Consider the following 17,259-nt stretch of genomic DNA (forward strand, 5'->3'; position numbering starts at 1 on the left):
CCTTTACACCTCCCTATACCTAAGGGTTATATAATTTGGATAAGCTTCCATAGTATTTTTTATTCCTACTAATATAGTTTGTAAAACTATCTGAGATTTACTCCATTTTTCTTCATCAACATCTTCTGGTAATATTACATCAATATGTCCTTCTCTTATAGTATAATTTATAGACATATCACATACTTTAATTAAAGATATTACTCCCGTTTGTGCTAAAACCGATACAGCTGCACAAACTATATCTTTACCATATTCATCATAGCCTGTATGTCCATCTACTATATATCTAGTTATATCACCATTATCATTTTTAAAAAATTCAACTTTAGTCATTATAAATCACTATCCATTGATTTTTTCAATCTTCACTTTTGTATAAGGTTGACGATGTCCTTGTTTTCTTCTATAATCCTTCTTGGCTTTATATTTATAAACAATTATTTTCTTTCCTTTACCTTGTTCAACTATAGATCCATCTACAGTTACATCTCCAATGAAAGGATTTCCTACTTTTACATCACCATTATCAGATACTAATAATACCTTGTCAAAATTAACACTGTCACCTTCATTTCCAGCAATTTTTTCAATGAATAAAGTATCTCCTTCTTGAACTCTATATTGCTTTCCTCCAGTTTCAATTACTGCATACATAACTACACCTCCTCAATCCAGTCTCGCCAATGACAGGTACTTTACGTTTTAAACCTGACCTGAGCGGCTACCTACAGAACATTATTTTATCAAATAGAAATATATTTGTCAATAAATTAATGTAAACAATCTAATGTTTTTTCTAAGTCTACAATCCTACCCATTTTTTTATTAATAAGATCATCTATTTTTATATTCTCATTTTCAACCATATAAATTTTTATATTATAATCCTTCTCTATAGATTTAATAGTTTCTTCATGATTCTCTATTATCTCTTTAAGTTTACAAGAATTCAATTCAAAAACTACCCCTTCTACTAATGTATGCATACTTATTCTCTTAACTTCTTTTTCAATTTTATTTAATAAATAATTAATAGATTTTATTTTAGATGTTCCATTACAACAAGGACACTTAGAAAGCAATCTAGATGAAAGCTTATTTCCACTCTTTTTTCTAGTCATTTCTAACAAACCTAATTGAGTAATACCTAAAACTGTTGTTTTAATTCTATCTTTTTTTAATTCAGTTTTGAATATTTCTAAAAGCTTTAATTCATCATCTTTATTTACCATATCAATAAAATCAATAATAATTATTCCACCAATATTCCTCAATCTTAATTGTTTGGCAATCTCTTTTGCTGCCTCAATATTAGTTTTATATACTGTATCCTTAAGATTAATACTGCCAACAAATTTACCTGTATTAACATCAATTGATGTTAATGCTTCAGTTTCATCAATAATTATATATCCTCCACTTTTAAGACATACTTTTTTCTCTAAAGCATTATTAATCTTTGAATCAATACCTGATATTTTAAATAAATCATTATCCTCATCATAATAATGAATTCTCGATTTGAGATTAGGAGATATAAAATCAGATGATTTCATTAGTTCATCATATTTATTTTTATCATTAATATAAATTCTATCAATCTTTTTAGTAAATATGTCTCTAATTATACGCCCTAATAAATCTAAATCTTTATAAATAATACAAGGAGCTTTGGCAATATTCTCATCTTTTATTATTTTAGAATATATATCCATTAGGTATTCTATATCTTGTTTTAAGTCTTCTTCACTCTTATCCTTAGATGCTGTTCTCAATATCAATCCCATTTCCTCAGGCTTTATAGAATTAGACATTTCTTTTAATCTTTCTCTTTCTTCTTCATTATTAATTTTTCTAGATATTCCAATATATTCATTACAAGGCATCAATACTAAATATTTTCCTGGTAAGGTTATATGAGTAGTAATCCTTGCTCCTTTAGTAGCATAAGGTTCTTTTACAACTTGTACTACCAATTCTTGACCTTGTTTAACAAAATCTTTTATTGATAAACTTTTATAATTAATATTTTCATCAAACATTGATTTTGGAACAGCATCTCTTATATATAAAAAAGCATTTTTCTCCATACCAATATTAACAAATGCTGCTTGCATTCCAGGTAATACGTTTACTACTTTCCCTTTATATATATTGCCTTGTATTTTTTTATTTTCTTTTTCTTCATGAAATATCTCTACCAATTCGCCATCTTCTATAACTGCGACTCTATTTTCATAAAGTCCTATATCTATTAAAATTTCATTCATCTAATCTCTCCTTAAAAGGATTATTAATTATAGAACTTCCCTTTTTCCATCTTTTTCTCTAAATAATTCTAGCCTATGGATTTTATATTCTTCATCATTAATATCTAATCCTTCTTTTTTAAAAGACTTTATTAAATCTTCAGGTTTCAAATTTCCACTACTTCCTGTTTTTAATAAGGTTTTTAATATAAGTTTATTATCTTCTAATAACATAAGCTCAATCTTATTTATTTTTTTTCTTATATTAATCTCTTTTGTAACAAATTTACCCTTTTTCTTTTTTTTCTTTAAAATTAATAATTCATCTTTGTCAAGAAAATCATTTAGAAAATCTAATATATTTTCTTTTTCCACCTCATTTAATAATTTTAATTCTATTAAATAACTAGACCATTCTATTATAGCCATTAATGATTTAATTTCTTCAGTATAATAAGCTCTTAAAATTTTAATTCCTTCTGGTAACACATTATTCATATTTTCTATAAAGTCTTCTGGTTTAATCTTCTCTATAAGTTCAATGTCCATATATTCTCCATCACTAGTCGTCCCTAATGCCAATGCAGTTGCAAAAGAAAATTTAGGTTTGGGATTATAGCCTTGAGAATATTCTACTGGTACATTTGCTCTTCTAAGGGCCCTTTGAAATAATCTCATAAGGTCTAAATGTGAGATATATCTAATTAAAGAACTTTTTTTAAATTTTACTCTTAATCTTGCCATTAACATATACCCCCTTTAAAATCTCTTGTTATTCCACATCCACTACAGCTTACTGCACAATTAGGGGTTAATTTACCTTCCTTAGCCTTCTCATTTTCTTTTATTAAAAATTGTTTTGTTACACCTATATTGATAAAATCCCATGGTAATACTTCCTCATAATTTCTTTCTCTATTAGCATAAAAACGAGGATCTACATTTTCTTTTTTAAAAGCTTTCATCCAAACATCATATTTAAATTGGTCTCTCCATCCATCAAATTTAGCTCCATTTTTAAATGCTTCTATCAGCACTTTTGAAACTCTTCTATCTCCTCTTGCAAAAACAGCTTCTAGAAAACTTACTTTCGCATCATGTGTATTATAAGTTATTTTTCTATCTTTTATTATATCCTTAAGATATTCTTGTTTTTTTCTAAATTCCTCTATAGTATTTTGTGGGTGCCATTGAAAAGGTGTAAAAGCCTTAGGAACAAAACAAGAAGCACTTATTGTTATCTTTAAACTGCCTTTCATTTTTTCCTTAGGAAGGCTAAAAAATTCTTCCTTTACCTTATATCCTAAATCTTTAATTCCATATAAATCCTTTTCAGTTTCTGTAGGTAATCCTATCATAAAATATAGTTTAACTGTAGACCAACCCATATTAAAAGCATCTCTAACTGCTTTAACTAAATCTTCTTCATTTATACCCTTATTTATAACATCTCTAAGTCTTTGACTACCTGCTTCTGGAGCAAATGTTAATCCTGTTTTTCTAATTTTTTGTATTTCTTTAATCATATCTAATGAAAAAGAGTCTAATCTTAATGACGGTAATGACAATCCAATTTTTTGATCTTTATATTCATCTATCAATGAAGTAACTAAAGTTTCCAATTGAGAATAATCACTAGTACTTAATGAAGAAATAGATATCTCTTCATGTCCTGTTGCTTTAATCAATTGTTTAGCCAATGAAAGTAAATGATTCACACTTCTTTCTCTAACTGGTCTATAAATCATACCTGCTTGACAGAATCTACATCCTCTAATACATCCTCTAAATATTTCTAAAATTACTCTGTCATGTACTGTTTCTATATAAGGTACTATCATTTTATTTGGAAAATAAGTTTCATCTAGATCTTCCTGTATTACCTTTTTTATTTTTCTAGGATAATTATCCTTTAATGGAATCATTTCTCTAATGGTATTGTCTTCATTATAGGTAATCTTATAAAATGAAGGTATATATATACCAGGTATATTTACTATTGATTCTAAAAACGCTTTTCTTGATACTCCTTCTTCTTTGCTTTTTATATATTCATTCATCACTTTAAGAATAGTTTCCTCTGCTTCTCCTATAACAAAAAAATCTATAATATCAGCAAGAGGTTCAGGATTATATGCACAAGGTCCTCCTGCGATAATGAAAGGATCGCCTTCTTCTCTATTAGAAGATTCTAAAGGTATATTAGATAAATCTAACATATTTAAAATATTAGTATAGCTCATTTCATACTGTAATGTGAATCCAACAAAATCAAATTCATTAATTGGAGTTTTTGTTTCTAAAGAATATAAAGGTATATTATTATCCCGCATTTGTTTTTCCATATCAACCCACGGAGCAAAAACTCTTTCGCAATAAAAATCATCTTGTTCATTTAATAAATTATATAAAATATGAAGTCCTAAATGACTCATACCAACATCATAAATATCTGGAAATGCAAATGCAAAAGTAGCCTTCATATTTGATTTATTCTTAATATAAATATTTTGTTCATGTCCTATATATCTAGCAGGTTTTTCTACATTCATTAGGACTTTATCTAATGTTTCTTGACTAATCATCTTAACCATCCTTCGTATTAATTTTCCTAGTATTTTTTTCATTAAATAATAACATTTCTATATTTCCATTACTTCCATACTCTATTATACCATTAAAAAATTTTTCTTCAGTGATTCTCCCTAAAAAATCTCCATTTTTATTTATAACAAATATAATATTATATCGATGAGGTAATATTATATTCAAAATTGATTTTAAATTTGCACCTTCTAAAGCTATTAAAAAATGTGTTTTCATAATCTTATTCTTTTTAAGCAAAATTTTTTTTCTGGTAATACTTTGAGTTAAAACATAAGCTGCCATTTCTTTTTCAACTCTGGCAGCTTTAAATAAATATACTACTAATAAAACTAGAACTATCACTTCAAAGATATCTTTAGTAAAGAATAACCCTATAAAAAATAATAGGGTTAAACTTATTTTACTAATATTATTTATATGCTTAATAGAAAATTTTAATCCTCCTTGCATATATAATATTCCTCTAATAATTCTACCTCCATCAAGAGGTAAAATAGGTAATATATTAATGGTAAATAATAATGCATTAATTTCAATAAAAAAATCAATGATTTGACTCTCAGGATATATGTAAATTAATATATATGATAATATTAGTAAAATCAAATTAGTCATAGGTCCCGCTAAACTTATGATTATTTCTTTGATTGGATCTATCCCTAAATTATACTCAAATTTTATCATTGCTCCAAAATGAAAAATATTTATTTCTTTAACTTTTACTTTATTAATTAAAGCAATTATTAGATGACTAATTTCATGTATCAATAATATAAAAAATATAATAATGAATTCATATATATATCCACTAAAATATATCATTACTAACAATGGTAGTAAAGTTAGACTTAAATTTATATTTGTATTTTTTATTGATAGTATTTTCATTCTTCACCTTCCAATCAAATAAGCAATATATCCTCATTAATAAATTTCAAATCATCTAATGGATCAATTGACTCATCTTCTTTATATACTTCAATTCTAAAATTATTTTTATCATCTCCATTCTTTAATTTACCAATTTCTTCACCCTTATTAACTTTATCCTCTGCTTCTTTATACATTGATTCAAATCCAAAATACTTAACTAAATAATCTTCATGTTTAATAACCATGAAATTACCATATCTATTATCTGTTCCTGTTTCTACCACACTTCCCTCATACATTGCCTTTACATAATCTTTATCAGTAATAACATCTATCCCATTATTAAAAACTTTTACATTATCTGACTTCTTATATTCTCCATAATCTCTATACAATGTTCCAGAAACCGGAAAAACATAATCTTTATCTATATCTTCACTATTAAAAGTTTTATTTAATACTTCTATTTCTTTTATTTTATTGAAAATAAATATCCCATCAGATTTTATACTTCTATCCTTTTGTATATTGTTCCTCATAATTTCTATAGTTTCATTTGTACTATCAATATTAAATAATTTAATAATAATTATAATAATGATAACTAAAATACACACAAGAGTCTGTATAAACATTTTCCTATAATATTTCTTTTTAGATTTATCTGTCCTATAATATCTAGGTCTATTTCTATTAAGAATTTTGTTCTTCATATTTATCCCCTACCTTATATTCTTTATCATTACTATAAATATTTAAATATTTATATATTTATTACTAATTAAATATATAAATATTATATACGGAATATCTCCTTAAAATAAAAAACTAGCTTAGTTATCCTTTGATAAAAAAGCTAGTTTCATATAATAAAAAACAGTCTAATATCAATCAGACTGTTTTACTACATTTCTCCAAGATAAATATCCTCTTTCCATTCCCTTAATAAGTAATTCTGCACTCCCAATATTACTTGCTAAAGGTATGTTATGAACATCACATAACCTCATTAAAGCTAAAACATCAGGCTCATGAGGTTGAGCTGTTAAAGGATCTCTTAAAAATATAACCATATCCATCATATCATCTGCAATCATAGCACCCATTTGCTGATCTCCTCCTAAAGGACCAGATTTAAATCTATGAATTTTCAGATCTGTTGCTTCTTGAATTCTAGAACCGGTAGTTCCAGTTGCGAAAAGATTGTGTTTCTCAAGTATCTTTTCATAAGCAATTGAAAAATTAACAATATCTTTCTTCTTTTTATCATGAGCAATTAAAGCTATATTCATAAAGTATCTCCTTATTCAATTCCTTTATCTTTCATTTTCAATATAGGTATATTAGCAACTAAAGCAGGTATGGGTGTATTATCAGACTCTCTCCTAGTTCTAGTAAATTGTATGTCTAATCCTTCTTCATCTACTTCCATATAATCAGAAATCACATTTATAATATCTCCTTTTACCATTTCTAAAAACTTTGGAGAAACATTTGTTCTGTCATGAATTAATACCAATTTAAGTCTATCTTTAGCAACGCTCTTACTTTTATTATTACTTTTATTAAAAATTTTAAACAAATCCAATCTTTTTCCCCCTCCCTATTATTTTCCAAAAAATATTTTTTTTAGTTTGCTAAATACATTCTCATCAACATCTAAATTCAATAATGGGACTTCTTCACCTTGGATGCGTTTTGATATATTTCTATAAGCTTGTCCAGCTAAAGCTTTATCATTAGTTACAACTGGCTCACCCTTATTAGATGATATAACTATGGATTCATCATCAGGAACAATTCCTAATAAATCAATAGCCAGTATATCTATCATATCATCTATATTCATCATATCACCTTTTTTAACCATATCATGTCTTATTCTATTTATTATTAATTTAGGTTCATAAAGACCTTTAGCTTCTAATAAACCTATAATTCTATCAGCATCTCTAACAGCTGAAATTTCAGGTGTAGTTACTACAATTGACTTATCAGCTCCCGCTATGGCATTCTGAAAACCTTGTTCAATTCCAGCAGGACAATCTATTATTACATAATCAAAGCTTTTCTTCAATTCTTCAGTTAAATCTTGCATCTGTTTAGGAGATACAGCTGTTTTATCCTTTGTTTGAGCTGCTGGAAGAAGATATAAACCTTCATATCTTTTATCTTTTATTAAACCCTGTTTTAATCTACATACTCCTTCTACTACGTCAACAATATCATAAACTATTCTATTTTCTAACCCCATAACAACATCTAAATTTCTTAATCCAATATCAGCATCTACCACTACTACTTTTTTTCCTAGCATCGCTAATCCAGTTCCTACATTTGCTGATGTTGTTGTTTTACCAACTCCGCCTTTTCCTGATGTAATTACAATAACTTCACTCATATATTTGCCTCCATTCAATAATTTATTTTTTTTGTAAGTATGGTTCTATTATAACTGTATCATCTTTTATTCTTGCTATTTCCGGCCATTTAGCCTCTGATATGTCCCCGTCAGGACTTCGAGCAATAATATCTGCTATTCTTAATTGAGTAGGCTTCATATTAAAAGCAGCAACAATAGCATCTTTATTCCCATCACTTCCTGCATGAGCAATACCTCTTAATGAGCCCATAACTATTATATTACCTTTAGCCACTATTACAGAACCGGGATTAGTATCCCCTAAAATTACAATATTCCCCTCAAATTCTTCCCTCTGACCTGATCGCAATGTATATCTTATAAATTTTGTATTTCCTACATTTATACCATTAAAAGGTAAATTTAATTTATTCTCTTCTTTTACTTCCTTCTCTATTTTTCCATTAATTATTTCTACTTCTATTCCAAAATCTTTAATAATATCTATTAAAATATCTACTTCTTCCTTATTAAGTTGTCCACCTTTAATATCAACAACCTTAGATCCTTGAAAAAAATCTTTAGTATTTTCTAATTTATCAATTAATACTTTCTTTATATCATTAAAATCTCCTTCTTTTATTTTTATATAAATTCCATTCTTATTTCCTTTAAAATTTATTTTATCATGGTTCATAAATTTACCTCCAAAAAATTCTTCCTCCATTTTAATATTCTCTATTTTTTCTTTAAATCCTTCAAGATATTATAAAAAAATAAATTAGCGAAATAGGACTATCTCACTAATTTATTTTCAACATCCATTTCATCTATTTCTTGATTCACCCCAAGATATTTAGCTATTATATCTCGAACGACAGGAGCAGCATTACCTCCACTACCACCTTGAAATATTACCGTTGCTACGGCTATTTGTGGATCATCATACGGAGCAAATCCTACAAACCAAGCAAAATTATCATAATCACCCCAAGCTTCAGCCGTACCAGTTTTTCCTCCAACCTTTACTGGTAAATTAGAAAAAATTTTACTAACAGATCCCTCTGTTGTCACTCTAAGCATACCTTCTTTTACATAATCAAGATATTTATAATCTTTTAATTCTATTCTTTCAACCTTTTTATTATTTTTATAATCTATTTCTCTACCTTCATAATCAGTAATTCCATCTATAAGAGTAAGTTCTCTTTTATATCCTCCATTAGCTATAGTCGCTACCACATTAGCCATTTGTAATGGAGTATAAGAATTTTCCCCTTGTCCAATAGAAATGGAAAAGGCATCTGTTAATCTAAAACCTGCTTCACGAAAATAAGTATAATATAAATAATCCTTTATTGAACTCACTTGACTCTCTTCAATATTAAGATTATTTAAACCTTCTACAACTTCAGAAACAGACATTTTTTCGTCTTGATTAGCCCAATCAGCAAATATTTCTATTAGTTCATCTAAATCTTCATCGGTAACTTCTTTACCTTCAATCAAATTTTCTCCTTTACCTTTTAAAAAGGTTTTTAATGCCATATTAGCAACTGCAATTTTATCTCCTTCATTTGGTATAGTTCCTGATTTTTCTTCTGGAATTTCAATCCCTGTTTTTTCATCTAAACCAAATTTTCGTGACATATTTTGCATGTCTTCTATACTAACATTAAGACCTAACTCTTCACCAGTTCTTAAATTTTTTCCTGCTGCCAATGTGTAATAATAATAGTTACAGGAAACTTCCAATGCCTTAAATAAATCCGTTGGCCCATGGATTCCACCATAATCATTCCAATACCAACATCCAAAACTTTTTCCTCCATACATAATATATCCTAAAGAATTTATCTTTGTATAAGGATTTAATCCATTCTCTAGTCCAGCTAAAGAAGTAATTAATTTAAAGGTTGACCCTGGTGGAATTGCACTTCTTGCAGCTAAATTATTAAGAGGTCTTGCTGCCAAATTATCATTTTCATTTTCTGGTTTCAAATTCTCATAATCCTCTGTAGATATTCCAGTAGCAAATAAATTTGGATCATAAGATGGATAATTAGCCATAGCTAGTATCTCTCCAGTGTTAACATCTATAGCTACAGCAGCTCCAGAATTTGCGTTTTTTCGAAGAGGATTGGCTGAAAATTTATAATCTCCCCACTCACTTTCATAAGTGCCTGCCACCGGAAGCTTTTTAATAGTTTCTTCCAAAGCCTCTTCTGCCACTTTTTGTAGTTCAGAGTCTATGGTAAGACGAATATCATTTCCTGGAACAGGAGATTCACCTTCAATAGTTTTATGAATATTTCCATAAGCATCTACTTCTAAAGTTTTAAATCCATCCTCTCCATCTAAATACCTTTCAAATTGCTTTTCTATACCAGTTTTTCCTATAATATCATTTCTAGAATATCCTAATTCATCTATATATTTTTCAATCTCTGATTCTTGAGATATTTTACCTAAATATCCCAAAACATGAGCAGCTGTTTCTCCCAATGGATAATATCTCATGGGTTCAATAGATGTCTTTACACCTGGAAGATCTCTACTTTGCTCTCTTATCATTGCTACTGTTTCATCTTTAACATTATAAGCTATATTTATCGGTTCATAAGCTCTATATCCTTGTTTATTAAGAGTATCTATAATTAGTAATATAAATCTTTTCTCAAATACAGATAATTTTTCTGAATTATTTTTTGATAATTTATCTACCTCATACTTTTTTACCAATTTATCAAAAACATCTTTAGCATTATTATACTTTTTTATATTCTTGCCTTTTATCCACGTATTCTTATCTATTAAAAATGTATATTCCCATTTACTAGTAGAAATTTTAGGATTTATATAATTTAATAAAAAGCTTTGAGAATAACCCTTTATATCTTTTGAAGTAATAAATTTGCCAAATATAGTCTTTGATATTGAATCATTCTTTACTTCATCTGAATTTTTAATCTTTTTATCTTCAATAAAATGAGTCTTTACAAATATTTCTAATGCAATGTCTGCAGAAAAATTCTTATCTAGATTATATTTAGTTAAAAACTCATTTCCTTTTTTATCGTCAGTATATTTAAATATATCTCCTTTTTCAGGTGAATATACAATAGGGATATTTATATTATTAGTTTTTAAGTAGTCTATTAACTTTTCACCTACGGTTACAGCATCTTCACCTTCATCAGTATTTGAAAACATAAAATTTTTAAATTCTTTATATGTGATAAGAGCGACAAAATCTTCCTTTGCTGTTGTTTCCAAATCAATCGTAGGATATAATAATGGATAATTTTCTCTCATACGTTTTGAAAGCTTCAATTTTTCTTGCTCAGACATACTTTTCTTAGATTCACCATATAGTTCTAAATGATCTTCTTCTGATAAATCATCATCAAATTCAGTTAATAAATCTGTTTCTATTTCTGATATAAGCATCTTCTTCATATCTCTATGCTCAATATCAAAAGAAAACTGATAATCTATTAATTTAAAATCATTCATTAATCCTTTCTCATCCAATAATTCATAAGCATATTTAGAAACTATAGGATGATTTATAAGAGCATTGATTCTTTTCGTATCATCTAATAATAATTTTAAAATATCTGATTTTGGATTATTACCATTTGATAAATCATGTTTACTCTTCCAAGACTCTATATCTTCTCCTTCTTTATACTCATAAGTCACATTGTCTCCACTATAATCTACCTTAATTGGTATTTTTACAATTTCTTTGCTTTCTCCTATTATAGATAAAGCTCTATTCGCTACAGAAAATCTATATTCATTATAATTAGTAATATGTTCATAAGTTTTATCTAATAAATCATCTAATAATTTATTTTTTATTAATAAATCTGTTATTTCATCATTAACATTTCCATTACTACTTAATAACTTTTCATCGTTTTTATAATCAATTGTATTTAATACTATTGGGAAATCGTCCACATAAGCTTCTCCTTGCCTTTCAAGAAGAGACATAATCTTTAGACTAGTTAACTTCCTATTATCTTCATCTAATTCATCCTTCATAATTTGAACCGTATTACTAGTTATATTTTCAGCTAATACCCTACCATAAGTATCAGTTATTAATCCTCTTGGAGCAGAAGTAGGAATATTTTTCACTTTAGTAGTATCTGCTTTTAATCTATATTCTTCCCCTTGAATAATTGTAATCTCAGCTAATTTAAATATCATAAGTGAAAAAATGACAGTTGTTATAATTATAAATATAGTATATCTATCTTTTAGTTTATTTAAAAATTTTTTCACTCTCTTCAGTCCTTTCTGCTAAACTTTAAACTAGGAGACACGAACAATCCTTTTACTATTCTAAATAAAAATATTGCTAAAATACTATTATATATAGCTTCTACTATAGTTATTTCTTTTAACATTTGAATGAAAGTTATATTTGCTGATGAAAAATAATAAATGAAAAAAAATAAAATATTTGTACATATCGTAGTTATAAAGGTAAGTAAAAAAGAAGCAATAGAATTATCTTTTGATATAGCAGAATTTGCCATCCCAATAAGATATCCAACAAAAAAATATATAAGTCCATGTATACCTATAACATTTCCAAACAATATATCCTGTATCATGCCTATAATCAACCCTACTATTCCTCCAACTTTCTTATTTGTAAATAGTGCTATCAATATAATAAGTATTAAATTGGTATTAGGCATTATATCAAATATTGCTATATACTGATATATTGTAGATTGTAAAATAAAACTTGCTATAAATAAAGCAACTATGTTAAATATCTTCAATTTTAAATCTCCTTTTAATCATTCTTTATAATAAATAAACTACTTACCTTTTGAAAATCCACTGCGGGTTTTACAGTGATTTCCTTTTTTAACTCTTCTTCTTTCATCTTTACATCTATTACTTCTCCAATATATAAACCTGGCATAAATACTTCTCCCATACCTGAAGTAACTAACTTGTCTCCTTTCACAACTTCGGCATCTATATCAAATAAAAAACCTGTCATGGTCTCATCTATATTACCATTTATAACACCAAAGTCTTGTGTTCTTACTATCTTATAACTAACATTACTACTATTGTCAATTATAGGTAACACTTTAGACCAATTATCTCCTACTTCTATAACTATACCAACTAATCCCTCTTCAACAACGCCTTTATCCGTCTCTACTGCTTCAATCACTAGAGAATCTTTAGTTACTCCATCTTTAGATCCTTTATTAATTATAAAATTATTGAACCAGTTTTCAGGATCTTTAGAGATAATTTTAGTATCAATAATATCATATTCTGTATCTTCTCTTAAAATCATTTCATTCTTAAGATAATCTGTCCTAGATATTATATCAGACATTTCTAAATTTTCTTTTCTAAGTACTTTAATTTCTTCTTCCAATTGAGCATTCTTATCTTTTAAGCTTACATACTCTTTTATATTAGAAATCTTATCGTCTACAGCATCTCCAACACGATAAAACACTCCTTGAACAGGAGTTATAATATTACCAATGATATTTTCTATTTTACTAATTTTTTCCCGATCCTTTGCAGTTATTCCAATAGTTACAAGTAGAATGATAGTAACTATAGTTACTATCATTCTACCACCATATTTCCTAAATATAGACATTTATACCACCAACTTATTTTCTTTTTGAACTAGTTGAAACTCTTTTTAATATATCAATATCTTCAACAGCCTTTCCCGTTCCTAACACTACACAATCCAATGGCTCTTCTGCTATATTAACTGGCATACCTGTTTCTTCTTTAACTAATCTATCTAATCCATCAAGTAATGCTCCTCCCCCAGTTAACATAATCCCTTTATCCATAATATCTGCTGCAAGTTCTGGTGGAGTTTTTTCTAAAGTATACTTTATAGCTTCCATAATATTTGATACTGGTTCTCTTAATGCACTCTGTATTTCTTTAGCAGTTATTTCTATAACCTTTGGTAATCCCAATACTAAATCTCTACCACGAATTTTCATCTTCGAATCTATGGATAAACTCCCTTTTCCTGCATTTCTTAACATTGCAGAACCTATATTAATTTTTATTTCTTCACCAGTTCTTTCACCAATCATTAAATTATACTGTTTTTTTATAAATTGCACTATTGATTCATCTAATTCATCTCCACCTACTCTAATGGATTTGCTTGTTACAATACCACCTAAAGAAATTATTGCGACTTCAGTAGTTCCTCCACCAATATCTACAACCATACTTCCCGTTGGTTCTTGAACGGGTAAATTAGCTCCTATTGCTGCTGCCATTGGCTCTTCTATAAGAAATGCTTCTCTTGCACCAGCTTGCTCTGCAGCTTCTTCTACAGCTTTACTTTCAACTTCAGTAACACCTGAAGGTACACATATTACAACCCTAGGTTGAGAAAGTAAACTTTTTCTTGGATATGCTTTTTTTAAGAAATATTCAATCATACTCTTTGTTACATTAAAATCTGCGATTACTCCATCTTTCATCGGTCTAATCGCTACTATATTACCAGGTGTTCTACCTATCATTCTTTTAGCCTCAGAACCAACAGCTAATACCTCATTTGATTTAGTTTGAATAGCAACTACTGATGGCTCTCTAACTACTATACCTTTCCCTTTAATAAAAACTAATGTATTAGCTGTACCTAAATCTATCCCCATATCTTTTGAAAATGCATTGAAAACTCCCATTATCTTTTGCTCCTTCCTATATTATCTAGATTATATCCTCTTCTTTTAAACTTACATATTTTTTATTTCCTACTATAATATGATCTAATACCCGTATACCTATGATTTGTCCAGCTTCAATTAATCTTCTAGTAATATTTATATCTTCCATACTAGGTTTAGGGTCTCCACTTGGATGATTGTGTACCAAAATTATAGATGCACTACTTCTTCTTATTGCTCTATTAAACACTTCTCTTGGATGCACAATTGATGAGTTTAAACTCCCAACAGATATATCTTCATAGCATATTACATTGTTTTTAGTATCTAACATTATTGTTCTAAAAAATTCTTTTTTATAATCCTTCATCTCTTCCATCATAAAATCACTTATATCTTTAGGAGAACTAATCTTCTTAGGTTTAATTATATCTATTGAACTTATCCTCTTTCCTAATTCTACTGCAGCTAAAATTTGAGCTGCTTTACATTTACCTATCCCTTGAAGTTTAGTTAGTTCTTCTAAAGTCGAATCTTTTAAAAATTGAAGACTATCTTTATCTAAACCTAAAACTCTTCTAGATAAATCAATGGCTGATTCTTTTCTATTTCCTGTTCTAATTATTATAGCTAATAATTCTGTATTGGATAACTCTTTTGGACCTTTCTCATATAATTTTTCTCTAGGTCTTTCATCTGATGGTAACTCTTTGATAGTATAATTTGCTTTCCTTTTCATTTTTCCTCCAATTACATTAAACTAATTTGAAAATATTTTTTTAAAAGAACATCTAATTTAACTATCGGTAATCCAACAACATTAGAATAGGAGCCATTAATGCTCTCAACAAATAACTCCCCTTTATCCTGTATACCATAACCTCCTGCTTTATCAACATATTCTGAAATAGAAATATATTTTTCAATCATTTCATCATCAAGTTTTCTAAATTTAACTTCGGTTTTATAATAATCAACAATTTTTTCATTTGTATTAGCTCTTATGATAGCAATACCTGTATAAACTGAATGAGTTTGTCCACTTAATTTTTTCAAAATCTCTTTTGCCTCTACTTCATTTTTCGGTTTCCCAATAATTTCACCATTTAAATACACTATTGTATCAGCTGCAATAATTATATTATTGGAATCAATCTTTTTAGATACATCTATTGCCTTTTGAAAAGCTAAAGACATTACAGTAGCTTCAGGAAATTTATTTTCATTAATATTTTCTGCTATATCACTAACAATAGTATCAAAAAACATATTATATTTCTTTAACATATTCCTTCTTCTAGAAGATGATGAAGCTAAAATAATTTTTTCCATTAAATCACCTGCAAATCACTATAATGTTAAATCAAAATATATACAAATAATATTCTAATCTGTTACCTTAGAATATTAAAGTACATATTTACACATATAAAGTTTACCATTTCAATGATATATTTACAAGTAACAATTTGTGTAAATAATTTTAATGTGAACAAAAATATTCAATTAGATTCTAGTTTATTATATAATTTCTAATAAAATAACTATTTGACAAATGGTTATTTATTTTATATGTTAAGAAAGGGTATTATCGATCATTTTATATTATCAACTAATTTAACAATTTAAAGAAAAGTTCTCAAACTACATAAAATTTTTATAAGGAGGATTAATAAGTTGGAAATAAAAACTAAAAACATTGTTTTAAGCGGACTATTATTAGCATTAGGAATAATAATACCATCTATATTTCATTTCACAGGAATAAATGGCTCTATATTTTCTCCTATGCATATAACAGTATTACTAAGTGGATTTATTTTAGGACCTATTCTAGGATTAATAATAGGAATACTAACTCCTATTTTAAATTTTTTAATATTAGGAATGCCTCCTATATTCATACTTTGGATTATGATTGTTGAATTAGGTATATATGGACTAGCTTCTGGAATATTATATAAAAAAATAAAATTAAGTATTTACCCAAGTTTAATTTGTTCAATGATTATAGGTAGACTAGGTTCCGGTATATGGTCATTTATATTAGTAAACTTATTAGGTCTTAAAGTTCAAAGTCCTATTTTATTTCTCAAAGGAGCAACAATAGGTGCAATTCCAGCGATTATACTTCAAATAATTCTTATACCTATACTTGTAAAAATATATGAGAGATAATAAAAAAGATATTAAATTAAATCTTAAGATTTAATTTAATATCTTTTTTTACTCTCAATACTATTACTTTATTCCCCAATATTCTTCAACTTGTGAAATATAACTTTCCCATTGTCCTTTTGTAGTATCTAATATCCATATAGGAAGAGATGTCTCTTTAGAATATCTTAAAAGCCTTTCCTGCATTTTCTTATATCTTTCTACTGCTCCATCTATTCCGTTGCATAAAATCTATAATTGTCTATAAAAACCTTATAAAAACCTATAAATTTTAATTTTG

The 17,259-nt window shown here is 27.4% G+C and carries 18 protein-coding genes; 1 reads left to right on the plus strand and 17 read right to left on the minus strand.

The window, feature by feature from the left end:
* Positions 1 to 3: 3 nt before the first annotated feature.
* The 17 genes from GOQ29_RS09545 to GOQ29_RS09625 all read right to left on the minus strand — a co-directional run bounded on the left by GOQ29_RS09545 (position 4) and on the right by GOQ29_RS09625 (position 16,133).
* The gene (locus GOQ29_RS09545) at positions 4 to 336 is read right to left on the minus strand and encodes a ribosomal-processing cysteine protease Prp (protein WP_203372423.1); all 333 of its coding nucleotides are present in this window, start codon (positions 334 to 336) and stop codon (positions 4 to 6) included.
* Between the two features lie 9 nt (positions 337 to 345).
* On the minus strand, positions 346 to 657 hold the full coding sequence (gene rplU, locus GOQ29_RS09550; protein ID WP_203372424.1) for a 50S ribosomal protein L21: 312 nt from the start codon (positions 655 to 657) through the stop codon (positions 346 to 348).
* 116 nt (positions 658 to 773) lie between these two features.
* The gene (locus GOQ29_RS09555; protein ID WP_203372425.1) at positions 774 to 2,273 is read right to left on the minus strand and encodes an Rne/Rng family ribonuclease; all 1,500 of its coding nucleotides are present in this window, start codon (positions 2,271 to 2,273) and stop codon (positions 774 to 776) included.
* A 27-nt stretch (positions 2,274 to 2,300) separates the two neighbouring features.
* Positions 2,301 to 2,996 carry a TIGR03936 family radical SAM-associated protein gene (locus GOQ29_RS09560; protein WP_203372426.1) on the minus strand — a complete coding sequence of 232 codons (696 nt, stop codon included), beginning with the start codon at positions 2,994 to 2,996 and terminating at the stop codon, positions 2,301 to 2,303.
* Positions 2,996 to 4,837: a TIGR03960 family B12-binding radical SAM protein gene (locus tag GOQ29_RS09565; protein WP_203372427.1), complete on the minus strand. Its 1,842-nt coding sequence runs from the start codon at positions 4,835 to 4,837 to the stop codon at positions 2,996 to 2,998. The genes GOQ29_RS09560 and GOQ29_RS09565 overlap by 1 nt, the downstream gene beginning before the upstream one ends.
* 1 nt (position 4,838) lies before the next feature.
* Positions 4,839 to 5,747 (minus strand): site-2 protease family protein, encoded by a 909-nt coding sequence (locus tag GOQ29_RS09570; protein WP_203372428.1) that lies wholly within the window; start codon positions 5,745 to 5,747, stop codon positions 4,839 to 4,841.
* A gap of 14 nt (positions 5,748 to 5,761) precedes the next feature.
* Positions 5,762 to 6,445 carry a M23 family metallopeptidase gene (locus GOQ29_RS09575; RefSeq protein WP_203372429.1) on the minus strand — a complete coding sequence of 228 codons (684 nt, stop codon included), beginning with the start codon at positions 6,443 to 6,445 and terminating at the stop codon, positions 5,762 to 5,764.
* Between the two features lie 174 nt (positions 6,446 to 6,619).
* Complete coding sequence (gene mgsA / locus GOQ29_RS09580) at positions 6,620 to 7,024, minus strand: methylglyoxal synthase (RefSeq protein WP_203372430.1); 405 nt, start codon at positions 7,022 to 7,024, stop codon at positions 6,620 to 6,622.
* 11 nt (positions 7,025 to 7,035) lie between these two features.
* A complete protein-coding gene (gene minE / locus GOQ29_RS09585; protein WP_252187578.1) occupies positions 7,036 to 7,320 on the minus strand; it encodes a cell division topological specificity factor MinE in 285 nt (94 codons plus the stop codon).
* 18 nt (positions 7,321 to 7,338) lie between these two features.
* On the minus strand, positions 7,339 to 8,133 hold the full coding sequence (gene minD, locus GOQ29_RS09590) for a septum site-determining protein MinD (protein ID WP_203372431.1): 795 nt from the start codon (positions 8,131 to 8,133) through the stop codon (positions 7,339 to 7,341).
* Between the two features lie 22 nt (positions 8,134 to 8,155).
* Complete coding sequence (gene minC / locus GOQ29_RS09595; protein ID WP_203372432.1) at positions 8,156 to 8,791, minus strand: septum site-determining protein MinC; 636 nt, start codon at positions 8,789 to 8,791, stop codon at positions 8,156 to 8,158.
* Positions 8,792 to 8,889: 98 nt separating this feature from the next.
* Positions 8,890 to 12,390, minus strand: coding sequence for a penicillin-binding transpeptidase domain-containing protein (locus GOQ29_RS09600; protein ID WP_203372433.1), 3,501 nt, complete (start codon positions 12,388 to 12,390; stop codon positions 8,890 to 8,892).
* A gap of 5 nt (positions 12,391 to 12,395) precedes the next feature.
* The gene (gene mreD / locus GOQ29_RS09605) at positions 12,396 to 12,899 is read right to left on the minus strand and encodes a rod shape-determining protein MreD (RefSeq protein ID WP_203372434.1); all 504 of its coding nucleotides are present in this window, start codon (positions 12,897 to 12,899) and stop codon (positions 12,396 to 12,398) included.
* A gap of 14 nt (positions 12,900 to 12,913) precedes the next feature.
* The gene (mreC, locus tag GOQ29_RS09610; RefSeq protein ID WP_203372435.1) at positions 12,914 to 13,753 is read right to left on the minus strand and encodes a rod shape-determining protein MreC; all 840 of its coding nucleotides are present in this window, start codon (positions 13,751 to 13,753) and stop codon (positions 12,914 to 12,916) included.
* A 13-nt stretch (positions 13,754 to 13,766) separates the two neighbouring features.
* The gene (locus GOQ29_RS09615) at positions 13,767 to 14,819 is read right to left on the minus strand and encodes a rod shape-determining protein (protein WP_203372436.1); all 1,053 of its coding nucleotides are present in this window, start codon (positions 14,817 to 14,819) and stop codon (positions 13,767 to 13,769) included.
* 25 nt (positions 14,820 to 14,844) lie between these two features.
* Positions 14,845 to 15,540, minus strand: a complete 696-nt coding sequence (gene radC, locus GOQ29_RS09620) for a RadC family protein (RefSeq protein ID WP_203372437.1) — start codon at positions 15,538 to 15,540, stop codon at positions 14,845 to 14,847.
* 11 nt (positions 15,541 to 15,551) lie between these two features.
* Positions 15,552 to 16,133: a nucleoside triphosphate pyrophosphatase gene (locus tag GOQ29_RS09625; protein WP_203372438.1), complete on the minus strand. Its 582-nt coding sequence runs from the start codon at positions 16,131 to 16,133 to the stop codon at positions 15,552 to 15,554.
* Between the two features lie 345 nt (positions 16,134 to 16,478).
* Between GOQ29_RS09625 and GOQ29_RS09630 the strand changes: the two genes are divergently transcribed.
* A complete protein-coding gene (locus tag GOQ29_RS09630; RefSeq protein WP_203372439.1) occupies positions 16,479 to 16,979 on the plus strand; it encodes an ECF transporter S component in 501 nt (166 codons plus the stop codon).
* Positions 16,980 to 17,259: the final 280 nt, after the last annotated feature.

Source organism: Anaeromonas gelatinilytica (assembly GCF_016820635.1).
Taxonomy (GTDB): Bacteria; Bacillota; Clostridia; order Tissierellales; family SIT17; genus Anaeromonas; species Anaeromonas gelatinilytica.